We start from the raw sequence: 20,209 nt of genomic DNA, 5'->3' as shown, positions 1-20,209 counted from the left end.
GCGCTGTGGTCGATTCTTCCAGCATCGATGTCGTGCATGGGGACTGTTTTTCGCGGGTAGTCCGATGTTCGGAGGCCAGCTTCTGCGGCTGCCGGATGGTCCTCGCGTCGCGCTGTGGTCGATTCTTCCAGCATCGATGTCGTGTATGGGGACGGTTTTTCGCGGGTAGTCCGGTGTTCGGAGGCCAGCCTCTGCGGCTGCCGGGCGGTCCTCGCGTCGCGCTATGCGCGATGCCTTCAGTTACAGCTTCGTGCCTTCCGGACCGGCCCGGAGCGGGCGTCCTGCCCGCGCCAGGCCTGACGCCAACGTCCTGTTGGCGTCTCCTGGCCCGTAGCTTCCACCTCAGCGCTGCGGATTACCCGGCAGCCGCAGAGGCTGGCCTCCTTTAAACTCTGTGTGCGCTTTTAACTGCCTGACTGCCTGACTGCCTGCTGAACTGCGAACTGCTGTAACGATGGTTTTAGGAGTCGCATATTTGTAAGTTCTTTAATGCTAAACACCCGTTTCCTGAACCTGGTCCGAATACCGAAACAGATGGAGCTTTTCTGAAGCAATATCGACTAATCCAGGTCGCATCACACCTCAAAATGAGATCTAAGCGGTCGTATTGAGTTGCTATGGAGAGATTTTTAACTGGCAGACAAAACTGCTGTAAGAAACGGGATAGTTATTCCCCGAGCGGGCAATCCGCAGCGCTGAGTGGAAACAGTGAAGATCTGCTTGGTTTCTCTGGCCACCCGGAAGTCAGAAACTAGGCTGGTTGTGCCCCCAGTCGTGCAATCTACAGCGCTGAACGGAAACAGTGAGGATCTGCTTGGTTTCTCAGACCACCCGGAAGTCAGAAAGCAGGCTGGTTGTGCCCCCGTTCGGGCAATCCGCAGCGCTGAGCGGAGAGAGGAAGCCAGGATTCGCCTGCAAGGACGCAGGCGAAAGGCACAGCCGCGCAGGACGCGCGTCTGTGCCGGTCCGTCAGGCTGACGAACGAAGTGAAGGCACCGCAAAGCGGCGCGAGGACCAGCCCGAACGGGGGCACAACCCGCCAGCGCTAGCTCCAGATTCTGCAGGCATCCGTTTCAGCCGGTCCGTCAGGCTGACGAACGAAGTGAAGGCACCGCAAAGCGGCGCGAGGACCAGCCCGAACGGGGGCACAACCCGCCAGCGCTCACTCCGTCCCACTATCCTTAACGATTCACCAGCTTCGCCGGCAGTGCCACCACCAGCAGCGAACTCAGCAGCAGACACACCGCAAAAAACCACATCGCACCGCTGCTGCTGCCGGTCAGATCTAACGCCAGACCCATAATCGAATTACTCACCAGCCCGGCAATATTGGCCACCGAACAGGCCAGCGCAAACCCTGCCGCCGCCGCAGTACCCTTCAGGAACGTCGCGGGCAGACTAAAGAACACCGGCACGGCACCAATAATCATCGCCTGCGCCAGCGAAAACAGCAGCACCGTGGCCAGCACGCTGTGCCCGGCAAACGTACTGGCCGCCATCGCGCCCGCGCCGATAATAAACGGCACGATAATATGCCAGCGGCGCTCGCGCATGCGGTCCGAACTGTAGCCAATCAGCAGCATCCCCACCAGTGCCGCCAGGCTGGGTATGGCGGTCAGATAACCGATATGGCTGATACTGGTCACTCCGGCCTGCTTAATTAACGTCGGTAGCCAGAACCCCATCGCGTAGGCACTGAGCAGAATAGAAAAATCGATGCCGCCGAGCATCAGCACGCGGATATTCAGCAGCCCGTCGCGCAGGCGATGTTTACTCTCGCGCCCCTCGCGTTCATCAATATCCAGCTCCCGTTGAACGCATGCTTTTTCCTCACGGCTGAGCCAGCCAGCCTGCGCCACGCTGTTCGGCAGCACCCACAGCGTCAGCAGACCGAGTAAAACGCTGGGCAATCCCTCCAGCAGGAACATCCACTGCCAGCCCCGCAGGCCGTGCAGCTGGTCAAAGTGAGTCATGATCCAGCCCGACAGCGGTGCGCCAATCAGGCTTGATAGCGGCAGGCCAATCATGAACAGGGCAATAATGCGGCCGCGTCGCCAGGAAGGATACCAACGGGTCAGATAGAAGAGCACGCCGGGCAGGAATCCGGCCTCCGCGACGCCGAGGAAGAATCGCAGGGCGTAGAACTGCGCGGGGGTTTGCACCATCAGCGTGGCGGCGGAGAGCAGCCCCCAGCTGATCATAATGCGGGCAATCCATACGCTGGCCCCGACGCGCTGCAGGATCAGGTTGCTCGGTACTTCAAACAGAATGTACCCGACGAAAAATAACCCGGCTCCCAGGCCAAACGCGGTTTCACTGAGCTGGAGATCGTTGGCCATTTGCAGTTTGGCCAGGCCGATATTGATGCGGTCCAGATAGGCCGCGAGATAGCACAGGCACAAAAAAGGAATGAGTCGCCAGGTGATTTTACGGTATGCCGCAATCGTTTGCGTAGCTGGCTGGACAGCCGGATGCATATCAGCATCTGTCATGGTTCTCTCCGGGGACCTTAACGAAAAATAGTGGGATAGAAAGCGAACAGAGTCTAACAGAGTTGGATTTTGCTGATAATTATTATCATTTGAAAAATAAGCCAGGGGGGCTTCAGAGAGGACAGGAATGCCGGTTAAACTGACACTGTGTATTCAGTGTGTAAAATTACACATAGATCACACATCGCGTTTTTCAGCTGTGTTTTAATCCGACTCACCAATACAGGGAGATCGATGATGAAACACATGATGATTTGTTGTGGTGCAGGCGTAGCGACCAGTACCGTAGCGCTGAAAAAGATTGAAGCTTTTCTGGATTCTTCAGGCCTCAAGGATCGGGTTCGTATTTCACAGGGAACCGTTGCCGAGGCTAAAACACGAGACGATGTGGACTTTATTGTTTCAACGTCACCCGTTGCCGTCTCCGTTCCGGTCGTAAATGCGCTGCCATTATTAACCGGAATAGGGACAGATAAAGTTTTCGCCAGTATTAAAGAATTCATTAACGCAAACTAATACGGTGGAGCGGAGCCATGTTTGTAATTGATTACATCGTCAATATGGGGGCATCGGTCATGATGCCCCTGATATTTATTATTTTTGGTCTGCTGCTGCGCCTTCCCTTTAGCCGTGCAATTAAAGCGGGCTTAATGGTGGGCATTGGTTTTATCGGGCTGAGCATTACCGTTAACCTGATGATTGATGCATTGACCCCGATCAGTCACGCCATCGTCGGGCGTTTCGGTTTAAAGCTCACGGTGATTGATGTGGGATGGCCCGCTGCGGCTGCGGTCGCCATGGGAACACGCGTCGGTGCACTGGTGATCCCGGTGTGCGTGGCAATCAATATACTGATGCTTTATACGCGCACCACCCGAGTATTAAACGTTGATATCTGGAATCTCTGGCATCACGCTTTTACCGGGTCGTTAGTGGCAATTATTACCGGCAGTCTGGGATGGGGCATATTCGCCGCCTCTGTAAACTGTATTATCACCATGGTGATTGCCGACAGAACGGTAGATGATGTAGAAAAACATCTTAATTTACCTTCCATCGCCGTGCCGCATGGCTTTTCAGTTTCATTTGTTCCCGTTGCCTGGCTGGTGTGTAAAATTGTCGATCGTATTCCAAAGGTGCGGGATATTCGTATTGATACGGAGTCTATCCAAAAAAATCTGTCAATACTGGGCGACCCGGCTTCGCTGGGGGCGATTATCGGGGCTATCCTGGCGATTATCGCCAATGCCAGCGTAAAGGATATTCTGCAAACCGCCGTCACGATGGCCGCCGTCATGACGATTATTCCCCGCATGGCGAAGATGCTGATGGAAGGTGTTTATCCCATCAGCGAGCGTATCCAGGAGATTGCGCAGGCCCGCGCGGGATCGTTTGGTCGTATTGCTATCGGTCTGGACTCCGCAGTCAGCGTTGGTCATCCGGTCACGCTTTCTGTCTCCATGTTGATGATCCCGGTCATGCTGCTGTTGGCTGCCGTGGTTCCAGGCAATGAGTTCCTTCCGTTTGCCTCATTAACCGGGCTGCCTTTTGCCTTTGTGTTGGTGACGGCAGTCTGCCGTGGCGACATGTTTCGTACACTGCTGACCGCTTTAGTGACATTAACGATCGCACTACTGATTGGAACCAGCCTGGCACCGATTGTCACCAGCACGGCGGTGAGCACCGGTTTCGCTCTGCCTAATGGGGCAAACAGTATATCCAGTATCGATTACGCCGGTGCCATGCTGCCCTGGGTAATTATTCAGGCATTCTGGTTAAAAGTGGTGGGTGTGGCCGGGCTGTCGATAGTGACCTTCTGCCTGGTGCTGTGGAACAGAAAAAGGCTGATGGAGGAAGATCGCCAGTTTGAACAGAATAATGCCGCTCTGACCGGGGAGAACAGTCATGATGTTTAGTGAAAACCGGGTGCTGGTCAGCATGCCGGGTGAAAGCCGCGAGTCTCTTTTGCAACGCATGGCCCGTGCCCTGTTCGATGAGGGATTTGTTAAGGACGATTTTAGCCACAGCGTTATCCTTCGTGAGGCTGAATATCCCACGGGAATTGACATGGAAACCCACAGTATTGCGATTCCACACGCGGAGTTTGAACATGTCATTCGCACTGGTTTTACAATAACGCTTAATCATGGCATGGTGGAATTCCACCGAACAGACGAGCCTGAACAGGTTATTGTACCGACAATCATTGTGATGATGGCGATTGCACCTGACAGAGAAAAAGTGACGTTGATACAATCGCTTTTTCAGTTTCTCGGCGATGAAGAGACGGTCAAAAAGTTAGTGCGGCTCTCTTCGGCAGAAGTTGCCAGGTTTTTTACGCAGGCGATGCATACAGAGGGCGAAATTTAAAGGTGAACAGCAGCCCGTGAGTGAAACGAGACTAAGAGTGAGTGATATCGTTGAACGGTTTTTGGTCAGCCGAAAGACGGTATATAACGCTATCAATAGCGGCCGTTTAAAATATCAGCTTGATACGATAAATAACCGTCAGGTCAGGGTTTTTAACGAGTCTGATGTGCTCAATGCATTTCCCCGTGGTGGCGCCGTGACCACCACGGAGGAGGTGCAGGCGCTAAAAGAAGAGGTTGCCGCCCTGAAGTTCGCGCTGGCTGAATTAAAAAAAGCCATGGAGTCGATGGATCCGACGGGACAATATGAAATGACCACTATCAAGAAAACTCACGAATAGCTCAACGTTCGGCACAGAAAACGGCCTGCTGCGTTCTCCGCGCATGAGGCATTTTTTGCGGTCAGGATAGCTTTTTTCTGCACTGGCAACCAGAATACCCCCATACTCACCGGCGCGGCTGGTGAAAATGTTATGTGGAGAGAGGTAACGTTATGCAACAGGGCCCCCTGACGGAAGAGCAGCTGGAATGGCTGGACGATGTATTAATGAAATATTCGACGGAAGATTCGCTGGTCGATGCCTCCGAGCTGGACGGGATGCTGACGGCGATTGTTTCCGCGCCGGTACAGGTTCCACCCGGTGAATGGCTGCCGGCGATATGGGGCGGTGAAGACCAGATGCCTGAATGGGAGTCTGAAGAGGAATTCCGTCGTTTTCACGATCTGCTTTCCCAGCATATGAATGACATCGTCGACCGCCTGAGCGGCTATCCGGAGCAGTTCGAACCGCTGTTCGGTATCAATACCGTCAACGACGAAGACTACACCGTGGTAGAAGAGTGGTGCTTTGGCTACATGAAAGGTGTCGATCTGGGCGACTGGTCTTCGCTTTCTGCCTCACAGGAGCCTGCCCTGCTGATTATCGCGCTGCATGGCCGTGAAGAAAACGTTGAACGCCTGGAGAAACTCACCGTTGAAGAGTATGAAATCAGCGTTGAAGCTATCCGCCCCGCCGCGATAAGCCTTTATACGAAGCATCCTCTGCACTGATTTAACGACGAATTTATTATGGCTGCGCAACGGATGAAATAAACTTCATTGCGCCGCCATTCTATTAAATTCATGTGCTTTTAATCAGGAAGTTTGAATGTATCAATTGCTGTGATTACATCGTTGAAAACGCATTCATAATAACCCCGCCTGAAATAATCAGCAGCATGGCAAATATGGCCGGCAGGTCAGGTCGTTGTTTATATAAAATCATCGAGCACAGCGTAACGCCAACAATACCAAAACCACACCAGAGTGAATAAGCGACGCCGACAGGAATCGTACTCATGGCTCGGGTTAAAGCAAAATAGCAGACGGCATAGGCCACAATAACCAGGGCGGAAGGGGCAAATTTACTGAATCCATAGGTTTTTTTAATCATGGATGTTCCGGTGATTTCGGAGCAAATCGATAATGCCAGCCATAAAAATCCCACATTAGCCATTTTCATTTCCTCTTAATGCGTTGGCGAACTTTTGTTCGAGAGTTCCGCTGGCTGAACAGTTGTTTCTTCGCTGTCTTCACTGCCCATTCGGGAAAATAAATTCATAATAATGATGCCGCTGGCGATAACTAACATGCCAATAATTGCCGCAGTATCAGGATGCTGACCGTAAAAAATCATACCCAGGGTTGAAACCGTTAAGATACCGGTCCCGGACCAGGTGGCATAGGCCAGGCCGACGGGAATATCTCTTACCGCCCGTGAAAGAGAGTAGTAGCATATACAATAGAGCACGATGATAAGTCCCAGCAGCAGCGTTTTTGTTAATCCTTCGCTGTTATCAAACATTTTTAACGTTGAGGTGGCGGAAGTTTCGGAGACGATGACCAGCAGCAGCCATAGCCAGCATTTTTTTCTGGAAGACATGGGTAAACTCCTGAATGATATTTTAATACAAGGGTTAATGTCTGACTAAACGAATATCAAAATCAAAGTTTTTAAATCTGGATTCCATATGGTTTAATTCTTCATGGGTAAAGGTTGGGTCATCGTTCATCGGATATATCATGTCTAGTTTTTGATATTTGTTTTTCCCCAGCTGATGATAGGGGAGAATATCGATTCTTCGAATGTTCCCTCGACGAGAAAGATCCTTAACGTAATTAATTGCGGAGACCACTGATTCTTCAGAGTCATTATATCCGCGTACCAAAGGAATGCGGATGACCACCGTCGATCCTGAATCAACCAGCCATTCCAGATTTCGCTTAACGCGCTCGTTGCCCATGCCGAACAGCGCCTTATGGTTGGCACTGTCCATCTCTTTCAGGTCGAATAAAAACGTGTCCGTAACGGCTGCCAGCTTTTTGTAATTCTCCAGCGGCGTGGTTCCCTGCGTTTCTACCGCCGTATTGATCATCACCTTTTTGCATTCGCTAAATAGCGCCACGGCGAAATCCGTTTGCAGGCTCATCTCGCCACCGCCGATAGTGACGCCTCCGCCCGAGGAGGTGTAGAAAAAGTAGTCCTGCATGATGACATCCATCAGTTCACTGACGGTATAATCTTTGCCAACGATTTCGATGGCATTACGGGTGCAGATTTCAGCGCATTTTCGACAGCCGCTGCAGTCGGCTTCCCTGTTGATCATATGCTTCATATGACCATTAATATTTGCCCGATAGTGGGTGCCGGAAGGGCACACGCTGACGCAGTCCCCACAGTCTATGCACTTGTCATGAGAGTACATAACCTGAAAATTGCTGTTCAGACCTTCCGGGTTTGAGCACCATGGGCAGCGGATATTACAGCCTTTGAAAAAAATCAGCGTACGAATACCGTCTCCATCGTAAATCGAATATTTCTGGATGTTGAAGATCCGCCCGGTTAGTTCCTTTGTGGTGACCATCTCGACCTCATGAATCAATATGAACGTCCCTGTTCATTTCTCTTCCCTGTGATTTATTCTCAGAATTTTTCAATTACCGTGCGGCTGATAATTTCATCCTGGACTTCCTTGCACAGCTCAACGAAGTAGGCGCTGTAGCCGGCGACGCGAACAATCAGGTCACGGTATTTTTCAGGCTCCTGCTGGGCTTTTTTCAGTACCTCATTATCGACGTAGCTGAACTGCATCTGGCCGTTACCCATAATAGAGGCGGTGCGAAGCAGCGTAATTAAGCCAGTGCGGCCTTCTGGCGTATCGAGCAGGCCTTTCAGGAACTTGAAGTTGTGCACCATGCCGATGTTCATGGTTTCCACGTTCATTTTGCTGACGGATTTAATGATTGCCGTTGGTCCCTGTTTGTCCGCACCCTGAGTCGGGCTGATGCCGTCAGACAGCGGCATCCAGGCGAGGCGGCCGTTAGGCGTGGCGTTGGTCAGCTCACCAATTGGCGTATTGTTAGAGATCGACAGCGTACCGTGGCTGAGGGTGGAGTAGAGCATGTCGTACTTACGACACTCTTTCTCGGTCCACTCGGTGATATCGGTGGCGTACTGGTCAACGTAGTTGTCATCATTGCCGTATTTCGGCGCATTCAGACAGTCGCGGCGTAAAGCCTCGTAACCTTCGAAGTTCGCCAGTAGCGCATCACGTATCTGCTCCAGCGTGTATTTTTTGTCTTCGTAAACCAGTTTACGAATGGCCGCCATGGAGTCGACGTAGGTTGCCAGCCCGGAGAAGATCAGGCCTGGGCCGTGGTTAATCATCGCACCGCCTGCGGCCACGTCTTTCCCGCTCTCCATGCAACCCTCTACCAGCAGCGACATGAGCGGTTTTGGCGCCACATCGCGGTGCACGCGCTGGCTGATAACGGTGCCGATAGCCGAGAGGCGAACGATATGCTCCACCTGCTGCTTAACGGCGGCATCGAACTGTTCAAAGGTACGCAACTCGCGTAGATCGCCGGTATCCAGACCCTGATGGCTGTCAAACAGCACCATGCGTCCCCGGTTGAGGACAAACTCAATCGCCATTGGCCATTGGGTATAGCCGGTGGAAGTCCACTGATAGATGCGCCCGGATTTTTGCGGTTCCACGCAGCCCATCAGGCAATAATCGCGCGCATCTTCGAAATCAAACCCTTTACGCAGCATCATGCGGATATGCGAATCATCGAAGTGACAGGCCGGGAAGCCCATTCCCGCTTTCACCACGTCGACAATTTTTTCCATGTATTTCTGCGGGGACTGATTGTGAATGCGGCAGGCCAGCGACGGCTGATAGACTTTAACGAATCGCACCGCATCCATAATCAGATAGGTCAGGTCGTTACAGGCATCTCCGCCAGCGCGTTTCTGCCCACCGACCGTCAGGTTGATAAAAGGCTGATAACCGGCAAAGTATTTCGCACCGGCTTCGCTGGACATCCACATCAGTTCAGCACATTTGATGATAAAGGCTTCCATCATCTCCAGTGCCGTCTCTTCGGTGAGGCGTCCTTCACGGATATCGGCTTCATACATCGGGTAGCAGTATTGATCGAGACGACCAAGGGACAGGCCGGTCTGGTTTTCTTCCACTTCAAACAGTGATTCTACGGTCCAGATGCTTTGCAGCGCTTCCTGCAGCGTTTTGGGTGGGTTAGCCGGAACATTTTCGTTAACCTGCGCGATATTCAGCAGTTCGGCTTTACGCTGCGGATCTTTCTCCGCTGCCGCCAGTTCAGAGGCGTGCGCGGCAATGCGCCGGGCGTAGTTAACAACGCCGGTGCAGGTTTCAATGGCCGCCTTGTAGAAGTAAATGCGATCGATATCCTCCGGGTTTTCCATGCTCAGCGCTGCCAGATGCGCTTCGGCATCTGCTTTGATGCCGTTCATCCCCTTGGTAAACAGCAGCACGTCGTAGCCCGGGCAGGTATCACCGCCGCCGTTAATCTGATGGTAGGAGAGATCGCTGACGAAGGTTTCGCCGCTGAATGACCAGACGCCCGCTTCGCGATACTGCGCTTCACAGATTTCATCCAGAGAACGGCCTTCCCAGAAGGGCACGATTTCTTCACGAATAATTTTTTTGTCTTCTTCGCTGATGACGAACGGATCCTGTGGGCGCGTGCTCATGGTATCCAGTTCGTCGCGCACCCAGCGCCAGGCGATATCCGGCGAGAAGGCACCGGCACGAGGCTTACCGCAGGGGTGACCGACAATCAGCTCCTGGTCCTGAATGAGGATGGGCGCGGTTTCGCAGGCGTGACGAAAGGCCTTGGCGCGCAGCAGGATGACCGGCAGCCCGGGATTATTTTTCACCACCTCGGTGAAAGCCAGTGCGCGATATATAGACACGCTCGGGCGCGCTTCAAGGTAATGCTTGCGCAGGTATTGCAGCCGTGGAGACAGTCCTTCAACCGGCTCAGCGGTCGGCTGAACCGCTGCCGGAGTTGAGGCGCTGAAGCTCTGCTTAATGGTCTTTTTTTGTGCCGGAGTGATTAAAGTATCATGTTCCATATTTCTCTCCTGAATCTATTCCAGTCGGTCTGAATACGGGCACCCAGCGTGCCCGCGTTCAGGGTCACCTTGCGTGCCGGTGACCGTGGTCCAGAGTGTGTATTGACAGGCACCCGGTGTTATCGGGCGTAAATAACGCGAGTTTATGAATGACGTAAGTCTTCGATAGAGCGGACGCCGAAGCCCACTTTGCGGATGTTGAGCAGATTCATCGGCCCAACGTTATCGGAAGTCGAGCCGCCACCCACGGCTCCGCAGCCCAGCGTCAGGGCCGGAGTGAGGTTGGTGGTGGCTCCAATGGCCCCCAGGGCCGCCGGGGTGTTAATGAGAATGCGGTGTACGGGTTTTTCCAGACTGAACTGCCGGATAACTTCCTGGTTCTGGGTATGCAGCACCAGCGTGTGGCCCAGGCCTTCATTGTTCAACAGTTCAACTACGCGATCGCAGGCAGATTTCCAGTCCTCTTCCACATACAGTCCAAGGACCGGGCACAGTTTTTCCCGTGAGAAAGGGTTTTGTTTTGAGACAACGGTCTGCAGAGAGACTAATACGCGGGTATTGGTTGGCACGCTGAAGCCCGCCATCTGGCTGACGGTCAGCGCCGTTTTCCCGACCGTTTCCGGATTGATAGTATTATTGGCGCGCATCAGCAGAGCGGAGATTTTTGCACTCTCCTCTTCATTCATAAAGTATGCACCCTGAGTCTTAAGCTCGCGCTGAACCTCGTCCCAGATGCAGCGTTCAACGATAATTGACTGCTCGGAAGCGCAGATGACCCCGTTGTCGAATGTTTTACTGGTGATGATATCTTTTACCGCCTGATGTACATCCGCGGTGCGTTCGATAAATGCCGGACCGTTACCCGGGCCACCGCTGATCGTCGGTGTACCAGACGCATAGGCCGCGCGTACCATGCCTTCCCCACCGGTAGCGAGAATCAGGGAGACGTCTTTGCTGCGCATCAGCTCCTGGGTGGCTTCCAGCGTCAGTTCGGTGATACCGCTGACGATCCCTGCCGGTGCGCCCGCTTCTTCAGCGGCATGTTTGACGATTTCTATCGCTTTCCAGCTGCATTCACGCGCGCCAGGGTGCGGAGAGAAGACGATGCCGTTGCCGGATTTCAGCGCAATAATGCTTTTGTAGAAAATTGTTGAGGTGGGATTCGTGGAGGGGACCAGGGCGCAAATCACGCCCAGAGGGACGCCGACATCCATCACTTTTTTGTCGTGGTCTTCATGGATGATGCCCACGGTTTTCATGTCTTTAATCGATTCATATAGAAACTGCGAGGCAAAAGTATTCTTCAGTACTTTATCCTGCCAGTTACCGAACCCCGTTTCTTCACAGGCCAGTCTTGCCAGAGGTTCGGCCTGGGCCGCCGCTGCCTGAGCAACATTTTTTACGATGGCATCAATCTGCTGCTGTGAAAATGTGGCCAGAACCGCCTGCGCTTTCTTAGCACTGCGTACCAGGTCCCGAGCGTTTTGCCGGGATAGTAAATCCTTATCCATCGTGATCATCAGTTTATCCTTAATCAGGCTGAAAAAAAGAAAACCGGGCGCATCAGGTTGCTGCTCCCGGGCGATAAATTCACTACCGCCGCGGGGATGCACGGTGAAGCGCGTGCCGATTCACAGCATGAAGAGCGCCGGTTACATTGCGGTAAAAATGTGCAACGAATGTTCCTGGCTCCACTATAGCCTTCGAGGCGAAAATCAAAATTTAAATTCGGATTACTGGTGTTTTTAGTTTTTTAGTCTGATTTTTATTCCGTATATCCCGTGTATTTATCTGTCTGCACTGTTTTTTTATTAATTCGTAGACGATTAAATCCGCGTATTTTTTAGCGACTGGGGCGGGATATCACTTTGTTAGCCGGATGCTAATGATTTGAATGCGAGTAAAGACAACCGCTCATAAAACTGTGGCGTAGCGCATATTTCAGCGTCAGAGGCATCGCGATGATAAATACATAACGTGCTGTTTTTCAGCAGCAGCGTTAAACGGGGAGGCGGGGGAAATTAGTTGAATGTACTACCGGGTTTCAGGGTGCAGATATATAACGGTGAGTTGATTGAACTGAACAGTACGGCTTTGCTGCTCAGTCTTCGCGCATTCAAAAACAGGCCGTCGCGGCTATCGGACATTTCACGCATAAAATAGTCGAAAATAATATCAGGCGATCTGTCGATGGAGGAGGCGCTGGCCTGCCACCGGGTGACCCGGTAATGATTTTCCGCTGCGGAGATGCGCCTGACGCTGTAGGTAAATTTGACATAGCGCTGCAGATAGAGGGAACCCTGGTCTGAGTCGGTATAGCCTTCCACCACCATGGAGCCTTCACCTTTGGGGCCGAAGTTGAAGTGAACCGAGCCGTTAACGTTTTCTTTTTCCATATTTTCAAAGCGCATAATGACCCGTGCGGAACAGTCCAGGAGCGCTGAAGATCCCCCCGGCATCAGGTGCCAGCCGGTAAATGCTGCTGATGCGCTAAATACCAGTAGCGAAAAAGCAAAAAAAGGCTTTGGATAAAATTTCATTGGGGTTCCCATGAGTAATAAAAATAGTTATCACAGTAGCCGTAGGGAATATCATCTTGAATGGCACAGTGAGCGAGGAAAACACGCCCCAGCCCTCGGGTTTGTAATTTATCGCCGTAGGAAAAAATGTATCGCTGACCCGGATTACAGGTCAGGTTTAGTCGTTTTAAAACGCTGGCGAAGTTCTTTTCGTAGTTCAGAGTCGCCACCGATCCGATCATATCCGGCGTACCCATAAGTTCACATCCTTCGTTTGAAAGGAGCAGTGGCTCAATGAAAGTCGGATTGAATCGGTTAATTAAGGCCAGAGGAAGCATCAGCAGCGATAAAATAAGCAGCGCAGCGCTGGCCACATTCCAGTGAATTTTCCGGATGCCCTGTGCCAAAGGTATTTCCGCCACGGTGGCCACAGTATGAGTCTGCGCAGGGCTGTCTGCCGCCCGCGCTGGCTCAAGGAGAAGGTCATGCAGCGGCTCAATGACGATATCCGGATTCAGCTGCAGATTGCCCCGCGAAATCGTCAGAATGATATTTTCTATCCCGTAGTGGCGAAAGGTTTTGCGCAGCATGCTGAGATACTGATTGAGATTGCTGTTAGATGACGTCAATCCATTATCATCCCATACCTTTTTTAGCACCTCATCCCGGCTGATGATGTCCTGATGCTGCAGAAAGAAGAACAGCAGCGTGCTGGCGGTTATCGAGAGTTGAGTGTCCGGATTCGGGCTGTCCGGCAGCGTAAGCGTTCCGTCTGCGGCGTCATAAATAAGGCTGGCGTTAATGTTATATCGCATTGGCAGCTCATCCGTGTTGCCTGGCATTAAGCAATGTCATGATAAAATTGCTTACCCGTGTCTCAATCAGGAACTCTGTGGTTGAAAATGGTCGGAAACGAGGCTGGAAAAGCGGTTTCAGATTATGAATTCTGTTTACGTGCAGGATCATACCGATGTGCAGGTATGATCCTTATTGATCGCGATCAACGGCATGCGGCGTCGCTGAAGATTATCCAAATACTGTGTAGTTTTTCACAAATATCTGGTTTTAGTAATCTGAACGACTTACAGCGCCATCGGTGTGAATATGAAGAAAAAGGCGGCTTACCAGCCGGCAACGGCACCACCGTTGAAGATTTTATCCGCCGCGGCTGCCACTTCCGGTGACTGATAGGATTTAATAAAGTCACGAACGTTTTCCGCATCATTATTTTCTTCGCGCGTGACGATGATATTGACGTAAGGTGACTGTTTATCCTCAATAAACACGCTGTCACGCACCGGATTTAACCCGGTTTGCTGAATGTAGGTGGTGCTGATAATAGCCACCGTCACTTTGGCATCATCCAGCAGGCGAGGGAGCTGTGCGCCCTCCAGTTCCATAATTTTCAGATGCAGTGGGTTAGCGGTGATGTCCACGGCGGTAGGCAGCAGGCCGGTATCGGGCTTGAGCGTAATCAGCTTTTCTTTCTGCAGCAGCAGCAGCGCACGACCCAGGTTGGTGGCATCGTTCGGGATCGCAATGGTGTCGCCATCCTTGAGCTCGCTGACGGTTTTAATTTTTTTGGAGTAGCCCGCCATCGGGAAGACAAACGTGTTACCGACGGCAACCAGTTTATAACCGTGCGCCTTGTTATCCTGTTCCAGGAAGGGACGATGCTGGAAAACATTGGCATCCAGGTCACCGCCTGCCGTAGGTTCATTAGGCAGCAGGGAACCGCTGAAGCCCACCAGTTCAACATCCAGCCCGTATTTTTCTTTGGCGACCGTTTTAGCAACTTCTGCCACATCCTGTTCCGCACCGTTGATCACGCCCACCTTAATATGATGGCTGTCGGCGGCCTTTTGGTCGCAGCCGCTGAGCAGCAGACCCAGCAGCAGTGCAGAGGTAGTAACTGAACGAGTTATGACTGGCTTAAACACGATATATTCCCTGAATTCAACGAGGTAGAAGGCTGTCAAATAACCGTAATTCTGCGACTGAGTCAACTGCCCGGCTATATGATAAAAAAGCACAACTTATAATCAGATGATGTAAGCGTAACGAGATGGGAAGAGGCTTCGCGTGTGCAGGGAGAATGTTGCTGAAAGGAGTGTCAGTTTACGTCGTTATGGCGCTCGTACCAGCACCGCACAATGTCGGCCAGCGCATCCTCCTGCGTGTAAAAATAGCATGAGGGCACGTTGAGGATTGCCGCCAGGCGGCAAACTAACTCAAAATCAGGCGTATGAATACCGCGTTCGTACTGGTTCATTCGGGTACTGGCGGTGGCTTCATCAATTCCCGCTAAAATTCCCAGTTTTTGCTGCGATATTCCCATCCTGGTTCGCGCTTGTTTTAAACGGTGTGGCAGCATGTCGATCCTGACTTCTGAACAGATAACAGGATTCTCTTAGCCGCTCGAGTAAAATGTACTAAGTAGAACTTAGCCTGTTTACCAGAAGGTGCAACAGGACGAGCACAGCGATCTTCAGTGTGATTTATGCTGTAAGTGCCAGGCCAGCACCAGTCTGGCAAGTTCATCTTCTACGGTATAAAAGTAGCAGGATGGCACGTCCAGGATAACGGCCAGTCGGCAGACCAGTTCAAAATCAGGCATGTGAATACCGCGTTCGTACTGGTTCATGCGAGCACTGGCTGTGGCCTCGTCAATTTGTGCTAAAACCCCCAGCTTCTGCTGTGATAGCCCTTTTCTCAGACGAGCTTCTTTCAAACGATGTGCCAGCATAATAATCCCGGTATCGAAACAATTAACGGGATTTTCTTAGTTGTTAATGCAAATTGTACTAAGTAATGCTTAGTGTTAGATTGGGCGTGAGGCAGGAAATTATCGATATGCAGAGGAAGCGATGATGAAACGACAGGATATGCACAGTGCGGATATTATTGCCGCGATAAAAAAACGTAAAAACTCTCTGGCGGCGCTTTCGCGTGAGGCGGGTCTGAGCTCGGGAACGCTGGCGAATGCCTTGAAAAAGCCGTGGCCTAAGGGAGAGTTTATTATTGCTGCCGCTCTGGATATGCACCCATCGGAAATCTGGCCCAGCCGCTACTATGATAAACGCGGGCGTTTGTTGCCACGTGAGAAGCTCATCCGCCGCGCCCACGGCGACGCCATAGCGGATGAGAACCCCAACGGTAAAAGGGATTCAGGCAAATAGAGACCGGCTATCAGTTTGCCATGATGCTGGCAGCCAGCTGGGCACTGCCTGATGTGTTACCAATCATCTCGGTAAGCAGATTGTTTACGCCGTCACTCATTGGGGTAAAGCGAGTCTCATTCGAACGGGCAACAACAATAAACACGCCTACGCTGTATTGCGGCACCATCGCCATGTAGGTGATAAAGCCCCCACCGCCGCCGGTTTTTTCAATTATCCCCGGCCTGCCTTCGCGCGGCCCCATATAAACCCACCCCATCCCGAGCGCGTCGGCGCGTCCAGGAACATCCATACCTTCTACTTTTGTCAGCTGGTTACGCTGGTAAATCATCGTTTGCAGGCGATCTACCTGCGCACTGCGGGTATGCACATCCGATGACAGGAACTGCTGCATCCACCGGCCCATATCATCCGGAGTGGAGTAGACCCCGCCGCTGCCGATGGCCGCCAGGGAGTTATTGCACGGACTCGGGCTTTTCGCCGGAATAATCAGTCGCGCACACTGGTCCGGAGAAGGCGTAAAGGTCGTATCTTTCATTCCCAGCGGCCGGGTGATTTTTTCCTGCAGCAGCGCCGGATAGGGTTTGCCGCCGGCTTTTGCCAGGGCATCGCCCAGCAGGTCAAAGGCTAAATTAGAATAGGAGGCGACCTGGCCGGGCGCTGATTTCAGCTGAGCGGTGCGCAGCCACGCCCACCGCTGGCTGTTGGTAGGCCAGGTGAATACCGGACGCATCGCCTTACCGCCGGGCTGTTCACGAGGCAGGCCGCTGGTATGCGTGGCAAGGTTAATCAGCCGGATTGGCTGTCCGTTGTAGGTGGGAATGCGCGCACCTGCCGGGGCATATTTACTGAGCGGATCGTCCAGCTTCAGTCGCCCTTCTTCCGCCAGTTTAACCATCAGCTCGCTGCTCATCAGCTTACTCAGCGAGGCGATGCGGATCAGCGAGTCTTTGTTTGGCGGCTGTTTGCTTCCGGGCCGCGCAACGCCGCGGCTGGCGAAGATGCGCTGGTTGGCATCTATAGCGACAATCGCCATACCGCTGGCTTTGGTATTGTAGAAAATATTATCGGCATAGCGGTTAACCAGTTCAGAGGCCAGCAGCGGGTCGGGTGATTTCTGCGCCTGGCTTTGCAATGGCATAGCAAGTACAGGCAAAAGCAGTAGGGCGTAGCGCAAAGATTTCAACGGGAAGGCTTTCCTGTGAGTGAATGGTTACTACGCCATAGTAATTTTTTTGGTTTTTACTGCAAGCCCTTCATGTGAATAAAAGTGTCACTACCCGTATCGGCGGGAATCATGGCCGGTCGGCGTCGATCGCGCAGTAAAATAAAGATCGCCGATAGCAACGATGATTCTTAAATAGCAATCGTAAACCAGGGAAAATATGGCCAGCATCAGCGCGGTACTCTTTTCATCTTTATAAAAAGTAGGTATCGGCTTTGGGTATTTTTTAGCTCAGGAAAGAATAACGGCTCCCGGGTTGGGGAGCCGTTAATTTACGACTACGGAGATACCTGTAAATCGACCAGCCCGATGCCCAGCCTGCGTGCTGCAAAGCCATCAACCGTGCCCAGCGTTGATTCTGCGGGTTCCGGAGGGATCAGGATGATGCTGCGCGCGCCGGATGGGTTGCTGACCTGCAGCGTCAGCGTGGTATCTTTTTCTCCCAGCGAAATTTCCTGCTGCCAGTCACCGACCTTGACGATAACCGGGCGCAGCGCATTATTACCAAAGGCGCGAGCCGTCAACGTCAGCTGGAACTCCGCGGGCAGCGGTTCCAGATACTGTATGGTGACTTGCGGAAGCAGATTGGCATCGGACCAGCGCCCCCACGGCTCTACATAGGACAGGCCGGTGATTTTCAGCACCTGCTGTGGCAGCCCAGGCAGGTTAAACAGAATGCGGTCTGAGCGATATTTCAAATCAGCATCTGCGACGCGCAGGCGGGTTACGCTGCGCTGGTACTGCTCTTCGCTGCTGCTGTTGGCCGGGGTGAAGGTGATTTTACCCAGCGTACTCCCCGGTTTGATCTGTTCAATGTGTGGCTTCGCATTCAGCGTGCCGTTAGCCACGCACAGCCCGTTGTTCAGCGTCAGCGAGTCATCCCACACGCTGCCTATTTTGTAGCAGCGATCCGCCCAGACAAACTTTTCGTCCGGGGCAAACTTTGCCAGCTGCTGTTTAAGCGGCGTGGCCAGATAGGCATCAAGCTTGGGTTCGATTTTGTTTGGCATTACCGATAGCAGCAACGGCAGTTTGAAATGAGAGCCAGAGAAACTGAACGTATTCTTTTCGCCGTCTATTTTGTAATCCGAAATGGCCTTCGGGAAGTTCCACAGCTTGATGACGTCCGGCTTCCACTCAATGATTTTTTCTTTGATATTCAGATAGGTGGCGGAGAGTGATGTGGATGACAGCGAGCTGCGTCCCAGCCCGATAAAGTTGTCACCGCCCATGGCATCCAGCACGGTTGCTCCGTTATCCAGCGTGCTGCGTTTGGCCGTTATCACTTTGCTGCTGACGCTGTCACCGCGCAGCATAAAAAACAGATCCCGGCGGTCATGCTGGTTCAGATACTTAAAGGCGGTGTTATTCATCGCCAGGTGATCGGAGCCGACAACGATAATGGTGTTTTTGAAGTACGGGGTCGCGCGGATCCGTTCAATCAGCCGGGCGATATGTTCCTGGCCGCAGGCAACGGCGGCAAAGGATTTATTCTCTTTTCCGTCGAAAGGATAGGATTTTCTCTGGCAGCTGCGCGAGATGAATCCGTCAGGATGATGCGTATCCACGGTGAGAGCGAAGAGGGAGAAGGGCTGGTTTTTCTTTGCCAGCTCCAGGTATTTGTCGAACACGATGTCGAGCACTGTATCGTCATACCAGCCCCAGTCGTTTCTGTAGTTGGGATCTTTCACCACGCTTTTCAGTTCGTTAAAGCCGTAAATATGATCAAAGCCGTGGGAGGTAAAGAACAGGTCTTTACCGGCAAAGCTCAGGCTGGCGCCCTGATAGAAATAGTTCTGATAGCCGGAGGCTTTGAGTATGTCACCCAGGCACACGTTTTGCGGATAGAAGGTGGAAAGCGAGCTGGAAGCATTGCCGTCAAACGGCGCAAACAGCGGAATGCCACACTGTGAAGCGACGATGCCAGCAATGGTATATTCGGTGCCGGGAAGTTGTTCCGTGTTGCTGAAATCAAGCGAATCCGCTTTGATGCGGTTCAGCTCCGGAGCCAGGCGAGGGAAGGCCGTGTCGTCAAAGTAGGTGCGTTCCAGACTTTCAGCATAAATATAGACAAGGTTAGGGCGATCGCCGCGCAGGCTTTTTCCTGGCACCTTATAGTGGCTGTAAAAGTCGGAGTCGCCTTTGCCGATCTGTGATTTTATCAGATCGCTCACCTGCTGGTACGCCGGGGTTGTTTTAATGGAGGCGACCGCCAGGACCAGTGCCAGAAGGCTGTACAGCTTGCTGTAGTTATGGTTCTTCCGCAGACGTAAAACCCAGGATAAAAACAAGAACAGCAATAATAAACTTAAAATCAGGCCAGCGGCTGGCATGATATATTTTTGTAATCCGGCGCCACTCAGGCTACTGGTAATCGTATAGATAACCGCATCGTTAATTCCTTCACCGGTAAAATAATTACTCGCGAAAAGTGAAGCATTAAGGACGATATAGATACCCAGCAGCGCCAGTACGGCAGAAAACCATAGCTTATGTTGCCCGGCCTTCCAGGTGTAAAGGGCAGCAGAAGCAATAAATAATAATAAAGATAACCATTCTGAAACCATTGGATCGATTTTACCCTGTAAGTGACGCAATCCCTGTCAGGTAGCGGCGAGATGAAATGATTAGAGTTAACGAATTAATTTAACGCAGCGAATTATCTCTGGCAATAATTGGGGGTGACAGTGAAATGTGGCCAGCAGGCCCCTTCAAGCCTGTCTGTTTAGCTTCTGTTTAACTTCACATGGGGGAAACGTAACTAATGTTAAGCAAAGCATCTTCAGGAAAAAACAGGATGAAGGCGGGTTAAACGCGCCTCTTTTCAGGTGATTAGCGAATTTCACTATTTTGCCGTGTCCTGTGGCACCGATGTAGCGTGGCGTGGCGCGGACGTATGAGTAAACGTTGCTTATCTTTCCACTCTGTCGGCAAGAGTTGCAAATTTCAGAGATGGCTCACATTCTCAACGCTCTTTAGATTTC

General features: G+C 52.1%; 17 protein-coding genes and 2 pseudogenes. 6 read left to right on the top strand and 13 right to left on the bottom strand.

Annotation, left to right across the window (positions count from 1 at the left end; translation table 11 throughout):
• Positions 1–1,181: 1,181 nt before the first annotated feature.
• Complete coding sequence (locus tag PGH32_RS15140) at positions 1,182–2,492, bottom strand: MFS transporter (protein ID WP_337894452.1); 1,311 nt, start codon at positions 2,490–2,492, stop codon at positions 1,182–1,184.
• A 234-nt stretch (positions 2,493–2,726) separates the two neighbouring features.
• Here PGH32_RS15140 and PGH32_RS15135 point away from each other — a divergent pair, with 234 nt between their 5' ends.
• The 5 genes from PGH32_RS15135 (at position 2,727) to PGH32_RS15115 (ending at position 5,912) form a co-directional block, all read left to right on the top strand.
• Positions 2,727–3,008 carry a PTS galactitol transporter subunit IIB gene (locus tag PGH32_RS15135; RefSeq protein ID WP_337894451.1) on the top strand — a complete coding sequence of 94 codons (282 nt, stop codon included), beginning with the start codon at positions 2,727–2,729 and terminating at the stop codon, positions 3,006–3,008.
• A gap of 17 nt (positions 3,009–3,025) precedes the next feature.
• Positions 3,026–4,408: a PTS galactitol transporter subunit IIC gene (locus PGH32_RS15130; RefSeq protein WP_337894450.1), complete on the top strand. Its 1,383-nt coding sequence runs from the start codon at positions 3,026–3,028 to the stop codon at positions 4,406–4,408.
• Complete coding sequence (locus PGH32_RS15125) at positions 4,398–4,862, top strand: PTS sugar transporter subunit IIA (protein WP_337894449.1); 465 nt, start codon at positions 4,398–4,400, stop codon at positions 4,860–4,862. The genes PGH32_RS15130 and PGH32_RS15125 overlap by 11 nt, the downstream gene beginning before the upstream one ends.
• A 37-nt stretch (positions 4,863–4,899) precedes the next feature.
• Positions 4,900–5,202, top strand: a complete 303-nt coding sequence (locus tag PGH32_RS15120) for a DNA-binding protein (RefSeq protein ID WP_337894448.1) — start codon at positions 4,900–4,902, stop codon at positions 5,200–5,202.
• 152 nt (positions 5,203–5,354) lie between these two features.
• On the top strand, positions 5,355–5,912 hold the full coding sequence (locus PGH32_RS15115; protein WP_314417830.1) for a UPF0149 family protein: 558 nt from the start codon (positions 5,355–5,357) through the stop codon (positions 5,910–5,912).
• 115 nt (positions 5,913–6,027) lie between these two features.
• Here PGH32_RS15115 and PGH32_RS15110 read toward each other — a convergent pair whose 3' ends face one another.
• The 10 genes and pseudogenes from PGH32_RS15110 to PGH32_RS15065 form a co-directional block, all read right to left on the bottom strand.
• Positions 6,028–6,357 carry a DMT family transporter gene (locus tag PGH32_RS15110; RefSeq protein ID WP_337894447.1) on the bottom strand — a complete coding sequence of 110 codons (330 nt, stop codon included), beginning with the start codon at positions 6,355–6,357 and terminating at the stop codon, positions 6,028–6,030.
• A 12-nt stretch (positions 6,358–6,369) separates the two neighbouring features.
• Positions 6,370–6,783 carry a DMT family transporter gene (locus PGH32_RS15105; RefSeq protein WP_314417834.1) on the bottom strand — a complete coding sequence of 138 codons (414 nt, stop codon included), beginning with the start codon at positions 6,781–6,783 and terminating at the stop codon, positions 6,370–6,372.
• Positions 6,784–6,817: 34 nt separating this feature from the next.
• A complete protein-coding gene (gene cutD, locus PGH32_RS15100) occupies positions 6,818–7,765 on the bottom strand; it encodes a choline TMA-lyase-activating enzyme (RefSeq protein WP_314417836.1) in 948 nt (315 codons plus the stop codon).
• 59 nt (positions 7,766–7,824) lie between these two features.
• Positions 7,825–10,203 (bottom strand): annotated as a pseudogene (cutC, locus tag PGH32_RS15095) (choline trimethylamine-lyase); the annotation flags it as partial.
• 251 nt (positions 10,204–10,454) lie between these two features.
• Positions 10,455–11,822: pseudogene (locus PGH32_RS15090) on the bottom strand (acetaldehyde dehydrogenase (acetylating)); the annotation flags it as partial.
• Between the two features lie 501 nt (positions 11,823–12,323).
• The gene (locus PGH32_RS15085) at positions 12,324–12,842 is read right to left on the bottom strand and encodes a FidL-like protein (protein ID WP_314417838.1); all 519 of its coding nucleotides are present in this window, start codon (positions 12,840–12,842) and stop codon (positions 12,324–12,326) included.
• Positions 12,839–13,636: a winged helix-turn-helix domain-containing protein gene (locus PGH32_RS15080; RefSeq protein ID WP_337894446.1), complete on the bottom strand. Its 798-nt coding sequence runs from the start codon at positions 13,634–13,636 to the stop codon at positions 12,839–12,841. The genes PGH32_RS15085 and PGH32_RS15080 overlap by 4 nt, the downstream gene beginning before the upstream one ends.
• Before the next feature lie 306 nt (positions 13,637–13,942).
• Positions 13,943–14,761: a lipoprotein NlpA gene (nlpA, locus tag PGH32_RS15075; protein ID WP_443112788.1), complete on the bottom strand. Its 819-nt coding sequence runs from the start codon at positions 14,759–14,761 to the stop codon at positions 13,943–13,945.
• A 173-nt stretch (positions 14,762–14,934) separates the two neighbouring features.
• Positions 14,935–15,195, bottom strand: coding sequence for a helix-turn-helix domain-containing protein (locus PGH32_RS15070; protein ID WP_314417843.1), 261 nt, complete (start codon positions 15,193–15,195; stop codon positions 14,935–14,937).
• Positions 15,196–15,309: 114 nt separating this feature from the next.
• A complete protein-coding gene (locus PGH32_RS15065) occupies positions 15,310–15,567 on the bottom strand; it encodes a helix-turn-helix domain-containing protein (RefSeq protein ID WP_314417845.1) in 258 nt (85 codons plus the stop codon).
• Between the two features lie 121 nt (positions 15,568–15,688).
• Here PGH32_RS15065 and PGH32_RS15060 point away from each other — a divergent pair, with 121 nt between their 5' ends.
• Complete coding sequence (locus tag PGH32_RS15060) at positions 15,689–16,000, top strand: helix-turn-helix domain-containing protein (RefSeq protein ID WP_314417847.1); 312 nt, start codon at positions 15,689–15,691, stop codon at positions 15,998–16,000.
• A 10-nt stretch (positions 16,001–16,010) separates the two neighbouring features.
• On the opposite strand, the gene ampH is transcribed toward PGH32_RS15060, so the two are convergent.
• Both ampH and opgB read right to left on the bottom strand, forming a co-directional pair.
• Positions 16,011–17,141, bottom strand: coding sequence for a D-alanyl-D-alanine-carboxypeptidase/endopeptidase AmpH (gene ampH, locus PGH32_RS15055; protein ID WP_314417848.1), 1,131 nt, complete (start codon positions 17,139–17,141; stop codon positions 16,011–16,013).
• Between the two features lie 362 nt (positions 17,142–17,503).
• On the bottom strand, positions 17,504–19,792 hold the full coding sequence (gene opgB, locus PGH32_RS15050) for a phosphatidylglycerol--membrane-oligosaccharide glycerophosphotransferase (protein WP_337894637.1): 2,289 nt from the start codon (positions 19,790–19,792) through the stop codon (positions 17,504–17,506).
• Positions 19,793–20,209 lie beyond the last annotated feature (417 nt).

The organism is Erwinia sp. SLM-02, from assembly GCF_037450285.1.
In the GTDB taxonomy this organism is placed as follows: Bacteria; Pseudomonadota; Gammaproteobacteria; order Enterobacterales; family Enterobacteriaceae; genus Erwinia.
Note: the sequence above shows the minus strand (reverse complement) of the source record. Positions and strands in the feature narration are given on the sequence as shown.

What these genes read in the sequence shown, in the direction of transcription:
- PGH32_RS15140 (WP_337894452.1), bottom strand. Translation starts at nt 2,492, where the DNA reads ATGACAGATGCTGATATGCATCCGGCTGTCCAGCCAGCTACGCAAACG.
- PGH32_RS15135 (WP_337894451.1), top strand. Translation starts at nt 2,727, where the DNA reads ATGATGAAACACATGATGATTTGTTGTGGTGCAGGCGTAGCGACCAGT.
- PGH32_RS15130 (WP_337894450.1), top strand. Translation starts at nt 3,026, where the DNA reads ATGTTTGTAATTGATTACATCGTCAATATGGGGGCATCGGTCATGATG.
- PGH32_RS15125 (WP_337894449.1), top strand. Translation starts at nt 4,398, where the DNA reads ATGATGTTTAGTGAAAACCGGGTGCTGGTCAGCATGCCGGGTGAAAGC.
- PGH32_RS15115 (WP_314417830.1), top strand. Translation starts at nt 5,355, where the DNA reads ATGCAACAGGGCCCCCTGACGGAAGAGCAGCTGGAATGGCTGGACGAT.
- PGH32_RS15110 (WP_337894447.1), bottom strand. Translation starts at nt 6,357, where the DNA reads ATGGCTAATGTGGGATTTTTATGGCTGGCATTATCGATTTGCTCCGAA.
- PGH32_RS15105 (WP_314417834.1), bottom strand. Translation starts at nt 6,783, where the DNA reads ATGTCTTCCAGAAAAAAATGCTGGCTATGGCTGCTGCTGGTCATCGTC.
- cutD (WP_314417836.1), bottom strand. Translation starts at nt 7,765, where the DNA reads ATGGTCACCACAAAGGAACTAACCGGGCGGATCTTCAACATCCAGAAA.
- PGH32_RS15085 (WP_314417838.1), bottom strand. Translation starts at nt 12,842, where the DNA reads ATGAAATTTTATCCAAAGCCTTTTTTTGCTTTTTCGCTACTGGTATTT.
- PGH32_RS15080 (WP_337894446.1), bottom strand. Translation starts at nt 13,636, where the DNA reads ATGCGATATAACATTAACGCCAGCCTTATTTATGACGCCGCAGACGGA.
- PGH32_RS15070 (WP_314417843.1), bottom strand. Translation starts at nt 15,195, where the DNA reads ATGCTGCCACACCGTTTAAAACAAGCGCGAACCAGGATGGGAATATCG.
- PGH32_RS15065 (WP_314417845.1), bottom strand. Translation starts at nt 15,567, where the DNA reads ATGCTGGCACATCGTTTGAAAGAAGCTCGTCTGAGAAAAGGGCTATCA.
- PGH32_RS15060 (WP_314417847.1), top strand. Translation starts at nt 15,689, where the DNA reads ATGATGAAACGACAGGATATGCACAGTGCGGATATTATTGCCGCGATA.
- ampH (WP_314417848.1), bottom strand. Translation starts at nt 17,141, where the DNA reads ATGCCATTGCAAAGCCAGGCGCAGAAATCACCCGACCCGCTGCTGGCC.
- opgB (WP_337894637.1), bottom strand. Translation starts at nt 19,792, where the DNA reads ATGGTTTCAGAATGGTTATCTTTATTATTATTTATTGCTTCTGCTGCC.